Here is a 17,122-nt window from a genome sequence, read left to right as displayed (position 1 = left end):
CCACTTCCAGTCATTCGGTGGTCGGTCCGACGGCCCCAAGTGCGGACGTTCGCGATGGCTGGAATTTGTCCACGCGACCTAATGCTTCTCCCTATTACAAGCCGTCATTGCGAGTCCGGCGCAGCCGGAGGAAGCAATCCCCAGCGGGCCTTCTCGCACGACCGCCAGCGAGAAATCGCTTTGGTCCGGGGCGCTCGCAAAGACCGGGCGTAACGCGCGGACGGCAGAAGAAGGCACTGTATCTCTGCGATCTCTGCGCCTCTGCGCGAATCATTTCTCCAGGAAATCTGGTCGGGCCCAAACTCGTTGCGCGCGCTCTCGCTTTTCAAGAACAGGCGGTGGATTCTCCAACGCCGACGCCCGCAAATCGCCCTAACGAATCCGCTGCCCGCCCTTCCACATGGCGGTCACGCGCCCCTGCATCGGCATGCCATCAAAAGGGGTGTTGCCCGCCCAGGCGGCCATTTTCTTGGCATCGACTTGCCAGGGCGCGCCCTCGTCGATCAGGATAAGGTCGGCCTCCATCCCCGGCTCCAGCCCCCCGGCCTCGACCCCCAGCAAGCGGGCGGGCGTGCGCGCGAGCAGGTCGAACAGCCGCTCTGCCGTGACATGCCCGTCGCGGACCAGTTGCAGGCCCAGCGCGAGCAGCGTCTCGGCCCCCGCCATGCCCGGCTGTGCCTCGGCAAAGGGCAGGCGCTTGTCTTCGGGGCCGCGCGGATCATGGCCCGATGCCAATATGTCGATGGTGCCATCGGCGATGGCGGCAAGGCACGCCTTCCGGTCGTCCTCGCTGCGCAGCGGCGGCGACAGGCGCGCAAAGGTCCGGAAATCGCCGATAGCGGTATCCGACAAGAACAGATGGGCGGGGGTAATGCCGCAGGTGACGGCGATTCCCTTGGCCTTGGCGGCGCGAACCAGGTCCAGCCCGCGCGCGGTTGTTACTTGCCGGAAATGGATCGGTGCGCCCGTCTCTTCGGCCAGCGCCAGATCGCGGGCAATCGCCATGGCTTCGGCAATGGCAGGGGCGGAGGCAAGCCCCAGCCGCGTCGCCATTTCGCCATCGGTCGCAACCGCGCCCGCGGTTAGTCCTTCATCCTCGGCATGGGCGATGGTGGTCAGCCCCAGCGCCGCCGAATAGGCCAGAACGCGGCGCATGCTGCCTGCGTCGGCGATCCGCGTCCGCCCCGTCGCCACCGCGCGCGCGCCCGACGCTTTCATCAGGCCGATTTCGGCCATTTCCTTGCCTGCGAGGCCCTTGGTGGCGGCGGCAATGGGATGGACCCACAGGTCGGGCTTGCCGCCCTTTGCCGCGCGTTCGACCATGCCGGGATGATCGAGCGGATGGCTGCCATCGGGCATCAGCGCGGCGCGGGTGATCCCGCCAAAGTGAAAGGCGGGCTTGTCGGTCGCAAAGACGCCCATGTCGATCAGGCCCGGCGCCAGCCATTTGCCGCGCGCGTCGATCCGTTCGGCGTCCGCCGGAGCCTCGCCCGCGTCAATGGCCGCAATCACGCCGTCCCGCACCAGCAAGCTGCCCGTGTCGCCGCCGAGCAGCCGGGCATTTTCGATCAGGAACATGCTCATGCCCATCCCGGCACCTTTCGCGTGCGGCGGGTCAATATGTCGAGGCAGGCCATCCGCACTGCGACCCCCATTTCCACCTGCTGGGTGATGGTCGAGCGCGCGGGATCATCGGCAATGCTGCTGTCGATTTCGACCCCGCGATTCATCGGCCCCGGGTGCATGACGATGGCGTCGGGCTTTGCTTTCTCCAGCCGCACAGGCGTCAGTCCGTACAGCGCATGATATTCGCGCGCCGACGGCAGATAAGCGCCGTCCATACGCTCATTCTGAAGGCGCAGCATCATCACGACATCGGCATTTTTCAGCCCTTCGTCCATGTCGGTAAAGACCTCGACGTGCATCCGCTCCATCGCGGGCGGGATCAGCGTCGGCGGCGCGACGATCCGCACTTCATTGCCCAGCAGGGTCAGCGCCAGAATATTGGACCGCGCGACGCGGCTGTGCAGCACGTCGCCGCAAATGGCGATGGTCAGCCCCTCGACCCGCCCCTTGCGCTGGCGGATCGTCAGCGCATCGAGCAGCGCCTGCGTCGGATGTTCGTGCCGTCCATCCCCGGCATTGAGCACCGGGCAATCGACCTTGTCGGCGATCAGCTGCACTGCGCCCGACGCCGAATGGCGGATCACAATCGCATCGGCGCGCATGGCATTCAGCGTCATCGCCGTATCGATCAGCGTTTCGCCCTTCTTCACGCTCGACTGCGCGGCGTGCATGTTGACGACATCGGCGCCCAGCCTTTTCCCCGCAATCTCGAACGACAGCAAAGTGCGCGTCGAATTTTCGAAAAAGGCGTTGATGATGGTCAGGCCCGACAGCGCATCATCATGTTTCGACGCGCCCGCGCGGTTCATTTCGACCCAATGCTCGGCGGCATCGAGAATATAGCTGATCTCCCACGGCGTCATCTGGGCAATGCCGATCAGATGGCGGTGCGGAAAGGCGTCTCCGCCGGGCGGATAGTCGCTGACGGGTCGGGTGGTTGCGCTTGTCATTAAAGCCGAGCCTCTATGCTTCCTCGGCCATTTCCGCAAGAGGCGCTGCAACATGCGGCACGACATGGGCGGCGGCCCACAGCGTCAGAAGGATGATCTCGGCCCACAGCAGAAAGCGCAGACGCGCGGCAAAGGGCTGTTTGCGTGTCTTGTGGCGCACCAGATGCGCCGCCGCCGCCGCGCCCATGGCGCCGCCCAGCAAGGCCCAGCCGAGCAGCGTGATTTCGGAAATGCGCCGACCGCCCGACCGGGCGCGATATTTGTCGATGAGCATCAGCGCAAAGCAAAGCCCGTTGACCAGTCCCAGCCACAAAAGGAGAGGGGGCGCCAATGCGGTGACTTACAGGCGGGCGAGGGCGTCGATTGCGCCTTGCAGGATGAAGGCGGCGGCGGCGCTGTCGACCCGCTCGGCGCGCTTGGCGCGGCTGACATCGGCGGCGATCATCGCTCGCTCGACCGCGGCGGTCGACCAGCGTTCGTCCCAGAGCAGCAGCGGCAACGAAAGCGGCGCCAGATTGCGGGCAAAGGCGCGAACCGATTGGGTGCGCGGGCTGTCGCTGCCATCCATGTTGAGCGGCAACCCGACAACCAGCCCCGCGACGCCCTGCGCCGCGACCAATTCTTTCAGGGCGACAAGGTCGGCGGCGAATTTCTTGCGGATGATCGTCTTGTCGGGGGTCGCAAAGCTCCAGCCGGCATCGCATAGCGCGACGCCAATCGTCTTGGTCCCGACATCCAGCCCCGCGAGGCGTCCGCCATGGGGAAGCGCGGCGGCAAAATCGGGGGCAGCGGCGGTGATCATGGCTTATCCTCTACCCGTTCGCATCGAGCGAAGTCGAGATGCCCATCGGTATCCCTCCCACGCCCGGTGTCTCTACTTCGCTCGACACGAACGGACGTCAGGACGTCGGCGTTTCGACCGGCGCAGCCACAGGCGGCGGCACCGGCGAAGGCTTGCCCTCAAATGTCGCCAGCCGCCGCAGCGCATCGGCGCGGACATTGGCCCAGAAAAGGGTGATGTCATAGACGTGGAAATTATTGCCCGGCAGTACATAGCCCGCGACAACGAAATTTTTGGCGACATTCCCGTCGCCGATCATCAGATAGCCGCGCTCGGCATCGCACGCCGCGCCAATTTTTCCGGCCGCCAGATATCCGCCCTTGAAACCCTCGGTGGGGACGAGCGTGCCGATATTCGCCTCGGCCGGAGCGGTCACGTCGCGCGTTCCGGTCAGCGGATTGGAACAAAGCATCGGCGTGCCGGCGCGGGGGCGCCCGTCAAAGCCGACCGTGCCGTCATAGGCCTCATCGACCATGGTGGGATTGGCGGGTTCGGCAAAGCTCGCCCAGCTCAGGATGCAGCCCTTCTGCTCTGGCGTTTCACAGGCGGGCAAGCCCAGCGCATCGAGATCGGTTTCGACGCTGATGGGCCAGCCGATGATGTAGGCGGCAGCGATCCGCTTGGCGAGCGGCGTTCCCGCGATGCGGGTGCGGAGCAGGGTGGTGAGGTGCAGCGCGCCCTGGCTGTGGCCCGCGAGGATGATCGGCTTGTTCCTGGGCTGCGCCGCCAGAAAGGCGTCGAACGCCTGTTCGACATCGCGATAGGCCGAATCGATCGCCTTGCCCGCGGTTACCCGGTCGGTTGCCAGAAAGGCGCCCAGCGTCGCTTGGCGATAGCGCGGCGCCCAGACTTCGCCCGCATCGTCAAAGGCGCTCGCCATGCCGCGCACGAACAAATTGGCGCGATGATCGGAATCGCGGTCGCTCAGCGGGGCGTTCCAGCTCGACTTGCTGTAATAGCTTGTCGGGTGAACGAAAAAGACGGCGGCATTGCCCTGGGCAGGAGCCACTTGTCCTTCAATGTTCACTTCGCTCGCCGTCGGCAGCATCTGGTCGCCGCTCTGCGCCTCGGCGCTGTCGGGCGCGGCCTTGCGGTCGGCCTCTTCCTTGCTCGCTTCGGGCCGCCAGTGCGCGGGATTTTCTTCCATGCCCGGACGCGCAAACCACATGGCGGGATCGTCATAGGCGTTGGGCGCGGGCGCGACCTGCTGCTCATATTCGGCGCTGGGGACAAAGGCGACGCGGGCGATCCAGCCGGGAAAAAGCTGATAGACGATACCCGCCGCAAGGATCAGGAGAATGATGGCGGCGATCAGGTAGAGGAATTTTCGGGCCAAATAACAGCTCCATCAGGACGCCAAGAATAGTCTGTAGCTTAACCGCTCGCATCGAGCGAAGTCGAGATGCTCCTCCACCATGGCCGGCACGAAGAATATCTCGACTTCGCTCGACACGAACGGAGGCGGGCGTTGGTTCCCGTCAAGCCTGTGCATTTGGCTTGCTCCGTGCATCGAAACAAGCCCAGATGTGGCGCATGACCCACATTGCTGCATCCCCCGCCGCCGATTCGTCCCGCGCCGCCTCGGCGCGCCTCGATGACCAGGACGCGCCCTGGCCGATGCGGCCGTGGATCATGGCAGCGCTATGCGCCGCTGCGGGGCTGCTGTTTCACTTGCTGATCGATCATCAACATCCCGAACGGCTCGCCGATTGGCGGGCCGCGCTCGCGACCGCGGTGGCGGTCGCGACGATCGTGTTCGTGCTTGGTGTCGAGCAGCGGCGCTGGCGCTGGGCGTTCGGCTTTGCGGCGCTGTGGGGCCTCATCATGGGGCTGATCGCGTGGCAGAGGGCGGGCTATAATCTGCAGGGCACGCCGATCGAATGGCCCTTCTGGTCGGGGATGCTCGCGGTGCTTGTGGCAACCCCGCTGTTCCAGACGTGGCGGGATGTCGCGCCTCACTGGCGCTTCTGGACATTGGGGAAGCTGCCCTATCAGCGCCTCCACAGCCACGCCTGGGCCGACGCGGTCCTTGGCGCCGCGAGCCTTGCCTTTGTCGGCGTGACCTTTCTGCTCACCATGCTCATTGGACAGATGTTCAAACTGATCGGGATCCATCTGATTTTCGATCTCCTCAATGACCAATGGTTTGGCTGGATGCTCGCCGGTGCGGCCTTCGGCGGGGCCTTCGGCTTGCTTCGCGAGCGCGACCGGCTGGTGGCGACTTTGCAGCGGCTGGTCATGATCGTGCTGGCGGTACTGGCACCGGTTTTTGCGGCGGCGCTGGCGCTGTTCCTCTTGTCGTTGACGGTGACCGGTCTCACCGGATTATGGAATTCGGGCTTTTCGACTGCCGCGCTGATGCTCGCCGCTGCCGCCTTCGCCGTGTTGCTTGCCAATGCCGTCATTGGCGATGGGGAGGAGGAAGGCTCGGCGAACCGGGTGATGCGCGGCGCTGCGGCGCTGCTCGCTCTGGCGGTGTTGCCGCTTGCGACAATTGCGGCGGTGTCGATGCAGGCGCGCATCGTCCAATATGGCTGGACGCCCGAGCGTATCTGGGGCGCGATCGCCGTTGCTATTGCGCTCGCTTACGGGATTGCGGGGCTGTGGGCGGTCGCGATGGGGCGCTGGCGCTTCGCGGAAATATTGCGCCCGCTTCAGCAGCGGCTGGCAATTGGCTTGATGCTGCTTGCGCTGTTCCTGGCCCTGCCATTCGTTGATTTCGGCGCCATCTCCACGCGCGACCAGCTTGCGCGGCTTCAAGCGGGGACCGTACCCACCGAAAAGTTTGACTGGGCAGCGATGGCATTCGACTTCGGTCCCGAAGGACGCGCGGCGCTCGCCGCCCTCGCCAAATCACCCGACAAGCTGCGCGCCAACGCGGCCAAGGCGGCGCTGGCTGCGACCGATCGCTACCGGCTTGGGGAACCGGGCGGGCTCACCCCGCCTGTACCGCTGGAACAGCGGCTGCGCGTCTTGCCCGAAGGCCGCAGCTTGCCCGATGCCGCGCGGGACCGGATTGCCGAAAGCTATATGTGCGCGCGGGCGGCGCATTGTGTCGCCTATTGGCTCGATGAAGACCGCTTCTATGTGCTGGGGCAGGAAAAGCCCGGCGCCGCGATCCAGTCCGATATGGTGACGCGCCGGGCGGACGGACAATGGAACGTCGGCGCGCGCGCGGCTCCGCGTGCGGAAAATGCGCCGCCGGACCTGTCGACCGCCAGCATTCGCCTTGAAACGGTGGAACGCCGGCGCCTGCTGGTCGATGGGGCGGCCGAGCCCGGTACCTTCGAGTAAGAATATCGCCCCTGGAACCCTATTCCATGCGCCCACGCTTGATGCGCGCGGGGCAGGGTGCTAGCGGCGCAGCGTCTCCCGCAAAGGCAGAATAGAATGACGATTGATCAGGCAACGGTAAAGAAAATCGCCTCGCTGGCGCGCATCGCGATCAGCGATGACGAGGCCGCCGGGCTCGAAGGCGAGCTCAACAATATCCTGGGCTGGGTCGAGCAACTCGGCGAAGTCGACGTGAGCGGCGTCGAGCCGATGACCGCGGTGATCCCGAACAAGCTGCGGCTGCGCGACGATGTCGTCGACGCCGATCCGCTGACCGGCGGGGGGCGCCGCGACGATGTGCTCGCCAATGCGCCCGAGCCGCAGCACGGCTTTTTTGGCGTTCCCAAGGTGATCGAATAATGACCGACCTGACCAACCTTACCGTCGCACAGATCCGCGACGGCCACCGCGCGGGTGATTTCAGCGCTGTCGAGGTCGCCGAGGCGTTCAACGCGAATGTCGCGGCGGCGAAGGCGCTCAACGCCTTTATCGTCGAAACGCCCGAGCTTGCGATCGAGGCGGCGAAGGCGGCCGACGCCGACCGCGCGGCGGGCACGCTGAAGCCGCTGTCGGGCGTCCCCATCGGGATGAAGGACCTGTTCTGCACGAACGGCGTCCAGACGACCGCCGCGAGCCACATGCTCGAAGGTTTCGTGCCGCGTTATGAATCGACGGTTTCGCAAAAATTGTGGGACGCGGGCGCGGGCATGCTCGGCAAGCTGAACCTCGACCAGTTCGCGATGGGGTCGTCGAACGAGACGAGCTATTTCGGCAATGTCATCTCGCCCTGGCGGCGCAATGATGGCGGGGATGCGGCGCTCGCACCCGGCGGTTCGTCGGGCGGTTCGTCGGCGGCGATCGCGGCGCGGCTGTGCCCCGCGGCGACGGGCACCGACACCGGCGGCTCGATCCGCCAGCCCGCGGCCTTCACCGGCATTTCGGGTATCAAGCCGACCTATGGCCGCTGCTCGCGCTGGGGCATCGTGGCGTTCGCCAGCTCGCTCGACCAGGCGGGGCCGATGGCGCGCGACGTGCGCGACTGCGCGATCATGCTCGAGAATATGGCGGGCTTTGATCCCAAGGATGCGACGAGCCTGAACCTGCCGGTGCCCGATTGGGAAGCCGCCTTGTCGAGCGATTTGAAGGGCAAGACGGTCGGTATTCCGAAGGAATATCGCCTCGACGGCATCGATCCCGACATCGACGCGATGTGGGATGCCGGCATCGCGATGCTGAAGGATGCGGGCGCCGAGGTCGTCGAGATCAGCCTGCCGCACACCCAATATGCGCTGCCGGCTTATTATATCATCGCGCCCGCCGAAGCCTCGTCGAACCTCGCGCGTTATGACGGGGTGCGGTACGGGCTGCGCGACCTGCCGCAGGGTGCGGGATTGCAGGACATGTACGCAGCGACGCGCGCCGAGGGCTTCGGGCCGGAGGTCAAGCGCCGCATCATGATCGGCACCTATGTCCTGTCCGCCGGTTTCTATGACGCCTACTACACGCAGGCGCAAAAGGTGCGGACGCTGATCGCGCGCGATTTCGAGCAGGCCTTTGCCTCGTGCGACGTGATCCTCGCGCCGACCGCGCCGTCGGCGGCGTTCGGGCTGGGCGAAAAGATGGCCGACCCGCTGGCGATGTACCTCAACGACGTGTTCGCGGTGCCCGCGAGCCTCGCGGGGCTGCCCGCGATGTCGGTTCCCGCGGCGCTCAACCGCGAAGGGCTGCCGCTGGGCCTCCAGATCATCGGCAAGGCGTTCGACGAGCAGGGCGTGCTCAACGCCGGGCTGGCAATTGAAGAGCGCGCGGGTTTCAACGCGCGCGCCGAGAAGTGGTGGTAAGATGAGCGATTATCGCATCAAGGGCGAAACCGGCGAGTGGGAGGTCGTGATCGGCCTTGAGGTCCATGCGCAGGTTACCTCCAACGCCAAGCTGTTCTCGGGCGCCGCGACGGCGTTCGGCGCCGAGCCGAACTCGCAGGTGTCGCTGGTCGATGCCGCGATGCCCGGCATGCTCCCCGTCCCGAACCGCGAGTGCATCCGCCAGGCGGTGCGCACCGGCATGGCGATCGAGGCGCAGATCAACAAATGGTCGCGGTTCGACCGCAAGAATTATTTCTACGCCGACCTGCCGCAGGGCTATCAGATTTCGCAGCTTTACCATCCGCTTGTCGGCGAAGGTTCGCTGCATATCGAGGCCGACGAAAAGGCGGGCATCCCCGCCGGCAAGATGATCGGTATCGAGCGTATCCATGTCGAGCAGGACGCCGGCAAGCTGATGCACGACCAGCATCCGACGATGAGCTTCGTCGATTTGAACCGCTCGGGCGTCGCGCTGATGGAAATCGTGTCGAAACCCGACATGCGCTCGCCCGCCGAGGCGGGGGCCTATCTTCGCAAGCTGCGCGCGATCCTGCGCTATGTCGGCTCGTGCGACGGCAATATGGAAGAAGGCTCGATGCGCGCCGACGTCAACGTCAGCGTGCGCAAGCCCGGCGACCCGTTCGGCACGCGGACCGAGACGAAGAACGTCAATTCGGTGCGCTTTGTGATGCAGGCGATCGAATATGAAGCGCAGCGGCAGGTCGAACTGATCGAAAGCGGCGGCGCGGTGGTGCAGGAAACGCGGCTGTTCAACCCCGACAGCGGGACGACGCGGACGATGCGGTCAAAGGAAGACGCGCACGACTATCGCTATTTCCCCGACCCCGACCTGCTGCCGCTCGAACTCGACGATGCTTTCCTCGACGAATGCCGCGCGAGCCTGCCCGAGCTGCCCGACGCAAAGCGCGCGCGGTATGAAGCGGCCGGGATTTCGGCCTATAATGCCGATGTTCTGACCGCCGAGGTCGAGAATGCCCGCTGGTTCGACGCGCTGCTCGAAACGGGCGCCGAGCCCAAGGCGGCGGCAAACTGGGTGACGAGCGAGCTGTTCGGCGCGCTCAACCGCCTCGGCAAGAGCATCGAGGATTCGCCCGTCAGTCCCGCCGAGGCCGCCGAGCTGCTCGGCCTTGTCGCCGACGGGACGATTTCGGGCAGCATCGCGAAACAGGTGTTCGAGATCATGCTCGAAACCGGCGACGCGCCTGCGAAGATCGTCGAGGACAAGGGCCTCAAGCAGACGAGCGACACCGGCGCCATCGAAGCCGAAATCGCCAAGGTTCTCGCCGCCAATGCCGACAAGGTCGAACAATATAAGGGCGGCAAGGAAGCCTTGTTCGGCTTCTTCGTCGGTCAGACGATGAAGGCGATGCAGGGCAAGGCCAATCCAAAGATCGTCAACGAACTGCTGAAAAAGGTACTGGGCTAAAGGCGCCGGAGGGGCCGCACCCCCGGACCCCCTCCCATCGTCACCCCGGGCTCGACCCGGGGTCCAGCATCTTCGCGAAACAGCGCGGCGACCGGTGGAATAGCCGACGTCGCTCCGCCTCCCGCGAAATCGGCCGCGTCAGCCCCCCGCCTTCCACACGCTCCGCCCGTCCTTCACCGTTTCCAGCACCTTGATATCGCGGATCGCCTCGACCGGCGTTGTCAGCGGATTTTGGTCGAGAATGACGAAATCGGCGCGCAGGCCCGCCTTGATTCGCCCTTTGCGATCCTCCTCGAAAATCTGCCACGCGGGGCCGGTAGTCAGCGCCTGCAGGGCGGCATAGGCATCGAGCCGTTCCGCCGCGCCCAGCACATGGCCCGATTGCGACTGGCGCGCCATCGACGTCCACAGCATCAGCCGCGTGTCGAGCGGCGTCACGCTGAAATCGCTATGGTTCGACGGAGTCAGCCCGGCGGCGCGCGCCGAGCGTAGCGGGCTGATGAAATTGACCACTTCATCGGGGAAATTGGTGCGGTGGACATCGCCCCAAAACCATGTGTGGTTGGAAAAATAGGCGGGGCCAACGCCGATGCGCTTATAGTCGGCAAGCTGGTCGGGGCGCTGGAATTGCGAATGGATGACGATGGGCCGCCGGTCGTCCGCCGCCTTGATCCCCAGCGCATCAAAGCCCTTGATCGCCATATCGATGGCGGCATCGCCATTGGCGTGGACGAACATCTGCCAGCCGCGTGTGTGCACCTTGCGCGCCAGAGCTTCAAACTCTTCCTGACGGATGATCGGCTGGCCGTGCCAGGGATGCGCGCCATCCGGACTGCCCCGCGCATAATCATGGGTGAAATAGGCGGTGCGCGCCTGCGGGCTGCCGTCGAGCATGAACTTGATCCCTTGCAGCTTCACATGCCCGTCATAGACGCCAAAGCGCAGCTCGGGCCGCTCCAGCAGCTTGCCCAGCCCGGTAAAGGCGGGCAGCAGCGCCAAGTCGATCTTCAGCGCCTCGCGCGCGGCGGGGCTGGTGAAAAAGGCGACATCGGCCGGCTGGGTCGCGCCATCCTGGGCATGGGTATAGCCTTCGGCAAAATAGCGCTGCTCCGCCGCCCCCAGCGCGGCAAGCTTCTGCTCCGCCGTCGCTTGCGGCAAGGCCGCCCACAGGGGATACATGGCTTTCTCGAGCAGCACGCCGTTCAGCTTGCCCGCCGCATCGCGCAGCATCAATCCGCCGGGCGGCGGCTGGCTCGCATCGTCGATTCCCGCGGCAGCGAGCGCCGCGCTGTTCGCAACCAGTCCATGCAGCGAGATATGGAGCAGCACGATTCTATGGTCGGGCGACACCGCATCCAGTTCGGCGCGGGTGATGTGCCGCCGCTCGGACAGGGCTTCCTCATTATATTGCCATATGATCACCCACTCTCCCGCCGGAATCGCGCGGCGAGCGATGAAATCCCCGATGGCTTTCTGCAAATCGGCAATATTGTTCAGCGGGGGCAGGCTCTTGTCACCAAGGTCCAACCCGCCCGCCATCTGCATCGCGACGGAAAAATGCGAATGGGCGTCGATAAATCCGGGCAGCATCGTCGCACCCGCCAGATCGCGGACCTGCGCGTCCGTGCCAGCGGCTTTGCGCGCCTCCGCTTCATCGCCGGCAAACAAAATCTGGTCACCGCGGGTCGCTACTGCCTCGACCAATTGCGGCGCGGGGCCGTCCATGGTGATGATGGTGCCCCCCCGATAAAGCGTTGGCGGGGCTTCGCTGGCGAGGGCAGGGGCCGAAAACAGGACCGAAAGCCCCAAAAAGCTGCGGCATAGCGCTTGAATGATCTGCATAAAATCTCCCGCCTCTCCCTTGGGGGAGGGCGGGAAGCAGCGTCAAGTCTTCTTATGAAACCAATTTGCGGGGAGGCTCCCAAGGGCCTTCTCAACGCGGGTTTTGCAGCTCCATCGGCGGCAATTCATCGGGGCCGCGTCCCGGCTCGTCGATATCGCCGCCGCCGGGGGCGCCGGGAATTTCCTCGGGCTGGCCCGCGGGGTCTTCCAGCGGGGTTGGCTGCACGGGCGTTTCGGGGGGCGATTGCGGGTCGATGGTATCGGGTTTGGGGCGGGGCATGGGGTCGGGGTTCGTCATCATCCTGTCTCCTTGGTTCAGCAACGAACCAGCGGGGGCGCATGTTCCGCTCGCCATATCCGTGGTTTTCCGCCCTTGCCCTTGGCCGCGCGTCTGCTATAGCCCCGCGCGGCCCGCACGGGCGTGCGCGGCACCGCGCATGGCACCCGTGCACCCGGCCGAAACAGCTCCTGCGGGCGTGGCGGAATTGGTAGACGCGCTGGTTTTAGGTACCAGTATCGCAAGATGTGGGGGTTCGAGTCCCTTCGCCCGCACCATCCCTCACGCAGGCCGGGAAAGAAGAACCGCGCCACATGGCCCGGGTCGGTGTACGAGATTTTGAGTAAGGACAAGACAAGGCAATGAAGACCGTCGAAACGCTGAACGAAGGCCTGAAACGCGAATATAGCCTGACCATTACCGCCCAGGATATTGATGCGCGCGTCGATGAAGAGGTCAAAGCCGTGGCGCCGCAGGTGCGTATGCCCGGTTTCCGCCCCGGAAAGGTTCCGCCGAACCTCGTCCGCAAAATGCATGGCGAAGCGCTGTCGGCCGATGCGCTGAACAAGGCGATCGACCAGGGCGTCAAGGATCTGATGGCCGAACACAAGCTGCGCCCCGCGCTGCAGCCTGCCGTGACGCTCGCCGATGGCTATGAGCGCGGCAAGGATGCCGAAATCAAGGTCGCGCTCGAAGTGCTGCCCGATATTGAAGCACCGTCGATCGACGGGCTGACGCTCGAACGGCTGACCGTTCCCGCCGACGACAAGGCGGTGATGGCAAAGATCGAAGAATTTGCCGCGCAGATGAAGCGCTTTGAAGACGCGCCCAAGACGAAAAAGGCCGCGACGGGTGATCAGGTGATCATCGACTTTGCGGGCAGCGTCGATGGCGTCGCCTTCGATGGTGGCACGGGCGAGGATATGGCCGTCGAAATCGGTTCGGGCCAGCTTATCCCCGGTTTCGAGGATCAGCTCGTCGGCGTGAAGACCGGCGATGAAAAGACGGTGAAGGTGACCTTCCCCGCCGATTATCAGGTCGAGACGCTGAAGGGCAAGGACGCCGAATTTGCCGTCACAGTGAAGCAGGTGAAGGTGCCCGCTGAAACCAAGATCGACGATGAATTCGCCAAATCGCTCGGCCTCGAAAGCCTCGAAAAGCTCAAGGAGCTGATGAAGGATCAGGTCGAACAGGAACTCAACGGCCTGACGCGCACCTATATGAAGCGCAAGCTGCTCGACCAGCTCGCCGCCAATCATGATTTCGACGTGCCGCCGACGATGGTCGAGGCCGAATTCAACCAGATCTGGCAGCAGCTCGAACATGAAGCGAGCCATGAGGAAGACCCCGAAGCCGCCAAGGCCGAACTCGAAAGAGACCGCGAAGAATATCACGCCATAGCCGTCCGCCGCGTGCGCCTCGGCCTGCTGCTGTCCGAAATCGGTCAGGCGCATGGCGTTCAGGTCAGCCCGCAGGAAATGCAGCGCCTCGTCATGCAGGCGGCGCAGCAATATCGCCCCGAAGACCGCCAGCGCTTCGTCGAATATGTCCAGCAGGACGCGCTCGCCGCAGCTCAGCTGCGCGCGCCGCTTTATGAGGACAAGGTCGTCGACTTCCTCTTCGAAAAGGCTGAAATCAGCGACCGCGAAGTAACCCGCGAAGAACTGGAAGCCGCCATCGAAGCCGATGAAGATGAAGGCGAACAGTCGCCGAAGAAGGCACCCGCTAAAAAGGCTACTGCCAAAAAGGCCGATGCTGCGGACAGCAAGGCCGACAAGGCTGAAGCGCCCGCGAAAAAGGCTCCGGCCAAGAAGGCCGCGGCCAAGGCTGACGAGAAAAAGGCCGATGGCGACAAGCCTGCCGCCAAAAAGGCACCGGCTAAGAAGACTGCTACTTCAAAAGAATAGGGCGGTTGTTAAAAAGCCAAAGAAAAGGCCGGGTGGAGATTATCCGCCCGGCCTTTTATATGTCAGCGCCTTTCCCGCGAAAGGGAAGGGGCGTCAAGCAGCGCGGCGTCCTACCCCGGCGATCACCTCTTCGGCCATTTCATCGGCGACCAGCGCGGGAGACCGGCCTTCGAGCGCAGCGCGATCTAGCAGCGCGGCGACGCGTGGGGCGATGGCGTCGACCCGCCCGGCAACATGATCCGGCTTCTCGGCCAGATATTCTGCGGCCACGCTGATGATCCCGCCCGCATTGGCGACATAATCAGGAATATAGGTAATTCCGCGCGCCATCAGCCTGTCGGCGATGGCGGGGACAGCGAGTTGATTATTGGCCGCTCCGCACACCAGCCGTGCTTTCATGGCCGCGACACTGGCCTCGTTGAGCGCGCCGCTCAAGGCGCAGGGAGCGAAGATATCGGCTTCCACCGCAGCAATTTCCGTAGAGTCGACGAGCTGCGCATCCAGAATATGTTTTAGTCGGTCCCGGCGCAGCGGATTGGGGTCAGCGATGATCAGCCGTGCGCCCGCATCAGCGAGCAGGCGACAAAGATTGGTGCCGACCTGACCTGTGCCCTGTACCGCGACGGTCAATCCCGAAAGTTCGCGCTCAAACACACGCTCGGCGCCAACGCGCATCGCTTCGAAAACACCGCGGGCGGTCCATGGCGATGGGTTGCCGCCTGCGCGCCCCTCCCGAAAGGGCAGGCCGGCGACATGGCGGGTTTGGCGCGCCACCTCCTGCATATCGGCGACGCTGGTGCCGACGTCTTCCGCGGTGACATAATTGCCACCCAGCGCATCAACAGCGCGGCCAAAGGCACGGAAGAGGGTCGCGCGATCGAAAGACTCTGCGGGACGGCGCAACACGGCCTTGGCGCCTCCGAAGGGTAGACCTGCCAGGGCATTTTTATAGCTCATGCCTTCTGCAAGTCGGAGCGCATCCGCGAGAAGATCGTCCGCATGGGGATAATCCCAGAAGCGGCATCCTCCGGCGCCGGGGCCGAGAGCGAGTGAGTGAATGGCAATCACCCCGTCCAGCCCGGTGGCCGGATCGAATAGTCGCACACATTCTAGTGGCGGCGTCAGACGGGTGGGGCGTGAAACCATTAAATATCTCCTTCAACACAGAGGCCGCATCATGTCACCGGGATTGGGGATAAACTTGCTCGATTTTTCGCTGCTTCTGAAATAAATCGAAATAGAATTTCGGATTGTCCTGGATAGGAAGGATAAAATGACCGATCTTGATCCCTATGAGGTAAAAATTCTTCGCGAGCTTCAACGTGACATCAGCCTGACCACGGCTGAAGTTTCGGAGCGAGTAGGGCTGTCGGTTTCACCCTGCTGGCGGCGGATCGACCGGTTGCAGCGCGAGGGTTATATTCGCCAGCGGGTGGCGATTGTCGATCGGCGAAAAGTGGGATTGAACGCGCATGTCTTTGCTCAGGTAAAGCTCAATGCGCACGGCCGTGCCAATCTCGATGAATTCAGCGCGGCAATCCAATCCTTTCCGGAAGTGCTCGACGCTTATGTGCTGATGGGCAGTATGGACTTCATGCTGCGCATCGTGGCGCGTGACATTGATGCCTATGAACGCTTCTTTTTCGACTGCCTCAGTAAATTGCCAGGGGTTCAGGAAATCAACTCGACCGTTGCCCTGTCGGAAATAAAGTCGACCACCGAACTGCCCCTTTATCCATAGGGGACGAATAACTTCTCTTCGCTGCGCGCTCAGCCGCTACTAGTGGGCGGTTCGGCCCCCGCACGGTCTATTGCGCCGGTATCGAGCAGGGGGGCGGCGTCTATATCTTCAGCACCCAAAAGCGCCGCGAGCCGTTCGGTTCCGGCAAGGATCATCGCCTGTTCCCAGGCGGGAAGGGCGGTGAAGCGGGTCGCGAAGCTTTCCTGCAGCATGTCGGGCGCCTCGGCGAGGCGGCGGCGACCTTCTTCGGTGACATCGAGCAGAAATTGCCGCTTGTCGCGCTCGCTGCGGGTACGGGTGACCAGGCCGAGCGCGGAAAGCCGGTCGACAATGGCCGTGATCGTCGCATGGCTGAATTGCAGATGTTGGGCGATGGCGCCGGGGGTCACGCCCGCGCGCGTGTGAATTTCGCGCAGGACAAGAAGCTGCGACGGCGTCAGTCCCGTGGCGGCGGCGAGGCCCCGCCGTCCCGCTTCGGTCGCGCGCAGGATCCGCCGCACGGCCTTCAGCGTCGCATTGGCAATCTGGATATCCATGGCCCCCGTTTAGCGGGGCTTTGAGCGCGGACCAACGACAATTCGTGCTGCAGATTATGAAATAAATATTTCGATCTGTGAAACATATTGTCGGCTGCGGGGTTGCATCATTGTGATAAATCCTTATGTTTCGCGCGCTTTCAAATCGCCCGTCGCCGGGTGGTCAGGGCAGATGTTTCAGGAGATGAACGATATTTGATCGGCAAAAAGACGACGAGTCATTGCCTCAAGGGAAAGATTTGTACGCATCATCCGCGTCGCCGGACCTTATATTTCGCCGCCCCGTCGCAGCCGACGGTCCGGCGGTTACGGCGTTGATTGCCGCCTGTCCGCCGCTGGATCGCAATTCCGCTTATTGTAACCTGATCCAGTGCACGCATTTCGCCGCTCACTGCATCGTGGCAGAGAAGCAGGGCAGGATCATTGGATGGGTTTCCGGGCATCGCCCTCCGTCCGGTCCGCACGAATTTTTCGTCTGGCAGGTCGCGGTCGCAGCCGAAGGGCGCGGGCAGGGGCTGGCCGGACGCATGATCAAGGCGTTGCTGGCGCGCCCCGAACAGGCGGGGGTCACCCATCTGATCACGACGGTGACCGACGATAATGCCGCCTCCTGGGCCTTGTTTCATGGCCTCGCGCGCGACTGGAAGGCGCCCCTGGAGCGCAGCGCGCTGTTTGAGCGCGAAGTTCATTTCGCCGGGGCGCACGACACCGAATATCAGGCCCGAATCGGGCCGCTGAACATTTGATAATTGAACAATAT

General features: G+C 63.9%; 16 protein-coding genes and 1 tRNA gene. 8 read left to right on the top strand and 9 right to left on the bottom strand.

Annotation, left to right across the window (positions count from 1 at the left end; translation table 11 throughout):
• Positions 1-372: 372 nt before the first annotated feature.
• The 5 genes from JV18_RS0104320 to JV18_RS0104300 form a co-directional block, all read right to left on the bottom strand.
• The gene (locus JV18_RS0104320; protein WP_033074940.1) at positions 373-1,584 is read right to left on the bottom strand and encodes a dihydroorotase; all 1,212 of its coding nucleotides are present in this window, start codon (positions 1,582-1,584) and stop codon (positions 373-375) included.
• Positions 1,581-2,576 carry an aspartate carbamoyltransferase catalytic subunit gene (locus tag JV18_RS0104315; RefSeq protein ID WP_052071730.1) on the bottom strand — a complete coding sequence of 332 codons (996 nt, stop codon included), beginning with the start codon at positions 2,574-2,576 and terminating at the stop codon, positions 1,581-1,583. The genes JV18_RS0104320 and JV18_RS0104315 overlap by 4 nt, the downstream gene beginning before the upstream one ends.
• A 13-nt stretch (positions 2,577-2,589) precedes the next feature.
• Positions 2,590-2,907: a DUF1294 domain-containing protein gene (locus tag JV18_RS0104310; RefSeq protein WP_033073546.1), complete on the bottom strand. Its 318-nt coding sequence runs from the start codon at positions 2,905-2,907 to the stop codon at positions 2,590-2,592.
• 9 nt (positions 2,908-2,916) lie between these two features.
• Complete coding sequence (gene ruvX, locus JV18_RS0104305) at positions 2,917-3,378, bottom strand: Holliday junction resolvase RuvX (RefSeq protein ID WP_033073545.1); 462 nt, start codon at positions 3,376-3,378, stop codon at positions 2,917-2,919.
• A gap of 97 nt (positions 3,379-3,475) precedes the next feature.
• On the bottom strand, positions 3,476-4,753 hold the full coding sequence (locus tag JV18_RS0104300; RefSeq protein WP_033073544.1) for a DUF3089 domain-containing protein: 1,278 nt from the start codon (positions 4,751-4,753) through the stop codon (positions 3,476-3,478).
• A gap of 197 nt (positions 4,754-4,950) precedes the next feature.
• Here JV18_RS0104300 and JV18_RS0104295 point away from each other — a divergent pair, with 197 nt between their 5' ends.
• The 4 genes from JV18_RS0104295 to gatB all read left to right on the top strand — a co-directional run bounded on the left by JV18_RS0104295 (position 4,951) and on the right by gatB (position 10,059).
• On the top strand, positions 4,951-6,711 hold the full coding sequence (locus JV18_RS0104295; protein ID WP_235302845.1) for a DUF4153 domain-containing protein: 1,761 nt from the start codon (positions 4,951-4,953) through the stop codon (positions 6,709-6,711).
• Positions 6,712-6,807: 96 nt separating this feature from the next.
• Complete coding sequence (gatC, locus tag JV18_RS0104290) at positions 6,808-7,110, top strand: Asp-tRNA(Asn)/Glu-tRNA(Gln) amidotransferase subunit GatC (protein ID WP_033073542.1); 303 nt, start codon at positions 6,808-6,810, stop codon at positions 7,108-7,110.
• Positions 7,110-8,591 carry an Asp-tRNA(Asn)/Glu-tRNA(Gln) amidotransferase subunit GatA gene (gene gatA, locus JV18_RS0104285; RefSeq protein WP_033073541.1) on the top strand — a complete coding sequence of 494 codons (1,482 nt, stop codon included), beginning with the start codon at positions 7,110-7,112 and terminating at the stop codon, positions 8,589-8,591. The genes gatC and gatA overlap by 1 nt, the downstream gene beginning before the upstream one ends.
• A 1-nt stretch (position 8,592) precedes the next feature.
• The gene (gene gatB / locus JV18_RS0104280) at positions 8,593-10,059 is read left to right on the top strand and encodes an Asp-tRNA(Asn)/Glu-tRNA(Gln) amidotransferase subunit GatB (RefSeq protein ID WP_033073540.1); all 1,467 of its coding nucleotides are present in this window, start codon (positions 8,593-8,595) and stop codon (positions 10,057-10,059) included.
• Positions 10,060-10,197: 138 nt separating this feature from the next.
• On the opposite strand, the gene JV18_RS0104275 is transcribed toward gatB, so the two are convergent.
• Complete coding sequence (locus tag JV18_RS0104275; RefSeq protein ID WP_052071729.1) at positions 10,198-11,901, bottom strand: amidohydrolase; 1,704 nt, start codon at positions 11,899-11,901, stop codon at positions 10,198-10,200.
• A 91-nt stretch (positions 11,902-11,992) separates the two neighbouring features.
• Entirely contained in the window at positions 11,993-12,202 is a 210-nt protein-coding gene (locus JV18_RS0104270) for a hypothetical protein (RefSeq protein WP_033073539.1), read from the bottom strand.
• Between the two features lie 169 nt (positions 12,203-12,371).
• Here JV18_RS0104270 and JV18_RS0104265 point away from each other — a divergent pair.
• Positions 12,372-12,456, top strand: a tRNA-Leu gene (locus tag JV18_RS0104265).
• Between the two features lie 84 nt (positions 12,457-12,540).
• Positions 12,541-14,085 (top strand): trigger factor, encoded by a 1,545-nt coding sequence (tig, locus tag JV18_RS0104260; RefSeq protein ID WP_033073538.1) that lies wholly within the window; start codon positions 12,541-12,543, stop codon positions 14,083-14,085.
• Positions 14,086-14,178: 93 nt separating this feature from the next.
• Here the strand turns inward: tig and JV18_RS0104255 are convergent, their stop codons facing one another.
• The gene (locus JV18_RS0104255; RefSeq protein WP_033073537.1) at positions 14,179-15,231 is read right to left on the bottom strand and encodes a Leu/Phe/Val dehydrogenase; all 1,053 of its coding nucleotides are present in this window, start codon (positions 15,229-15,231) and stop codon (positions 14,179-14,181) included.
• Between the two features lie 127 nt (positions 15,232-15,358).
• Between JV18_RS0104255 and JV18_RS0104250 the strand changes: the two genes are divergently transcribed.
• Positions 15,359-15,826, top strand: a complete 468-nt coding sequence (locus JV18_RS0104250; RefSeq protein ID WP_033073536.1) for an Lrp/AsnC family transcriptional regulator — start codon at positions 15,359-15,361, stop codon at positions 15,824-15,826.
• Positions 15,827-15,855: 29 nt separating this feature from the next.
• On the opposite strand, the gene JV18_RS0104245 is transcribed toward JV18_RS0104250, so the two are convergent.
• Positions 15,856-16,362: a MarR family winged helix-turn-helix transcriptional regulator gene (locus tag JV18_RS0104245; protein WP_033073535.1), complete on the bottom strand. Its 507-nt coding sequence runs from the start codon at positions 16,360-16,362 to the stop codon at positions 15,856-15,858.
• A 269-nt stretch (positions 16,363-16,631) separates the two neighbouring features.
• Here JV18_RS0104245 and ectA point away from each other — a divergent pair, with 269 nt between their 5' ends.
• Positions 16,632-17,108: a diaminobutyrate acetyltransferase gene (gene ectA, locus JV18_RS0104240; RefSeq protein WP_081944814.1), complete on the top strand. Its 477-nt coding sequence runs from the start codon at positions 16,632-16,634 to the stop codon at positions 17,106-17,108.
• Positions 17,109-17,122: the final 14 nt, after the last annotated feature.

It is taken from the genome of Sphingopyxis sp. MWB1 (genome assembly GCF_000763945.1).
Lineage (GTDB): Bacteria > Pseudomonadota > Alphaproteobacteria > Sphingomonadales > Sphingomonadaceae > Sphingopyxis.
This window is presented reverse-complemented; position numbering and strand designations above follow the sequence as displayed.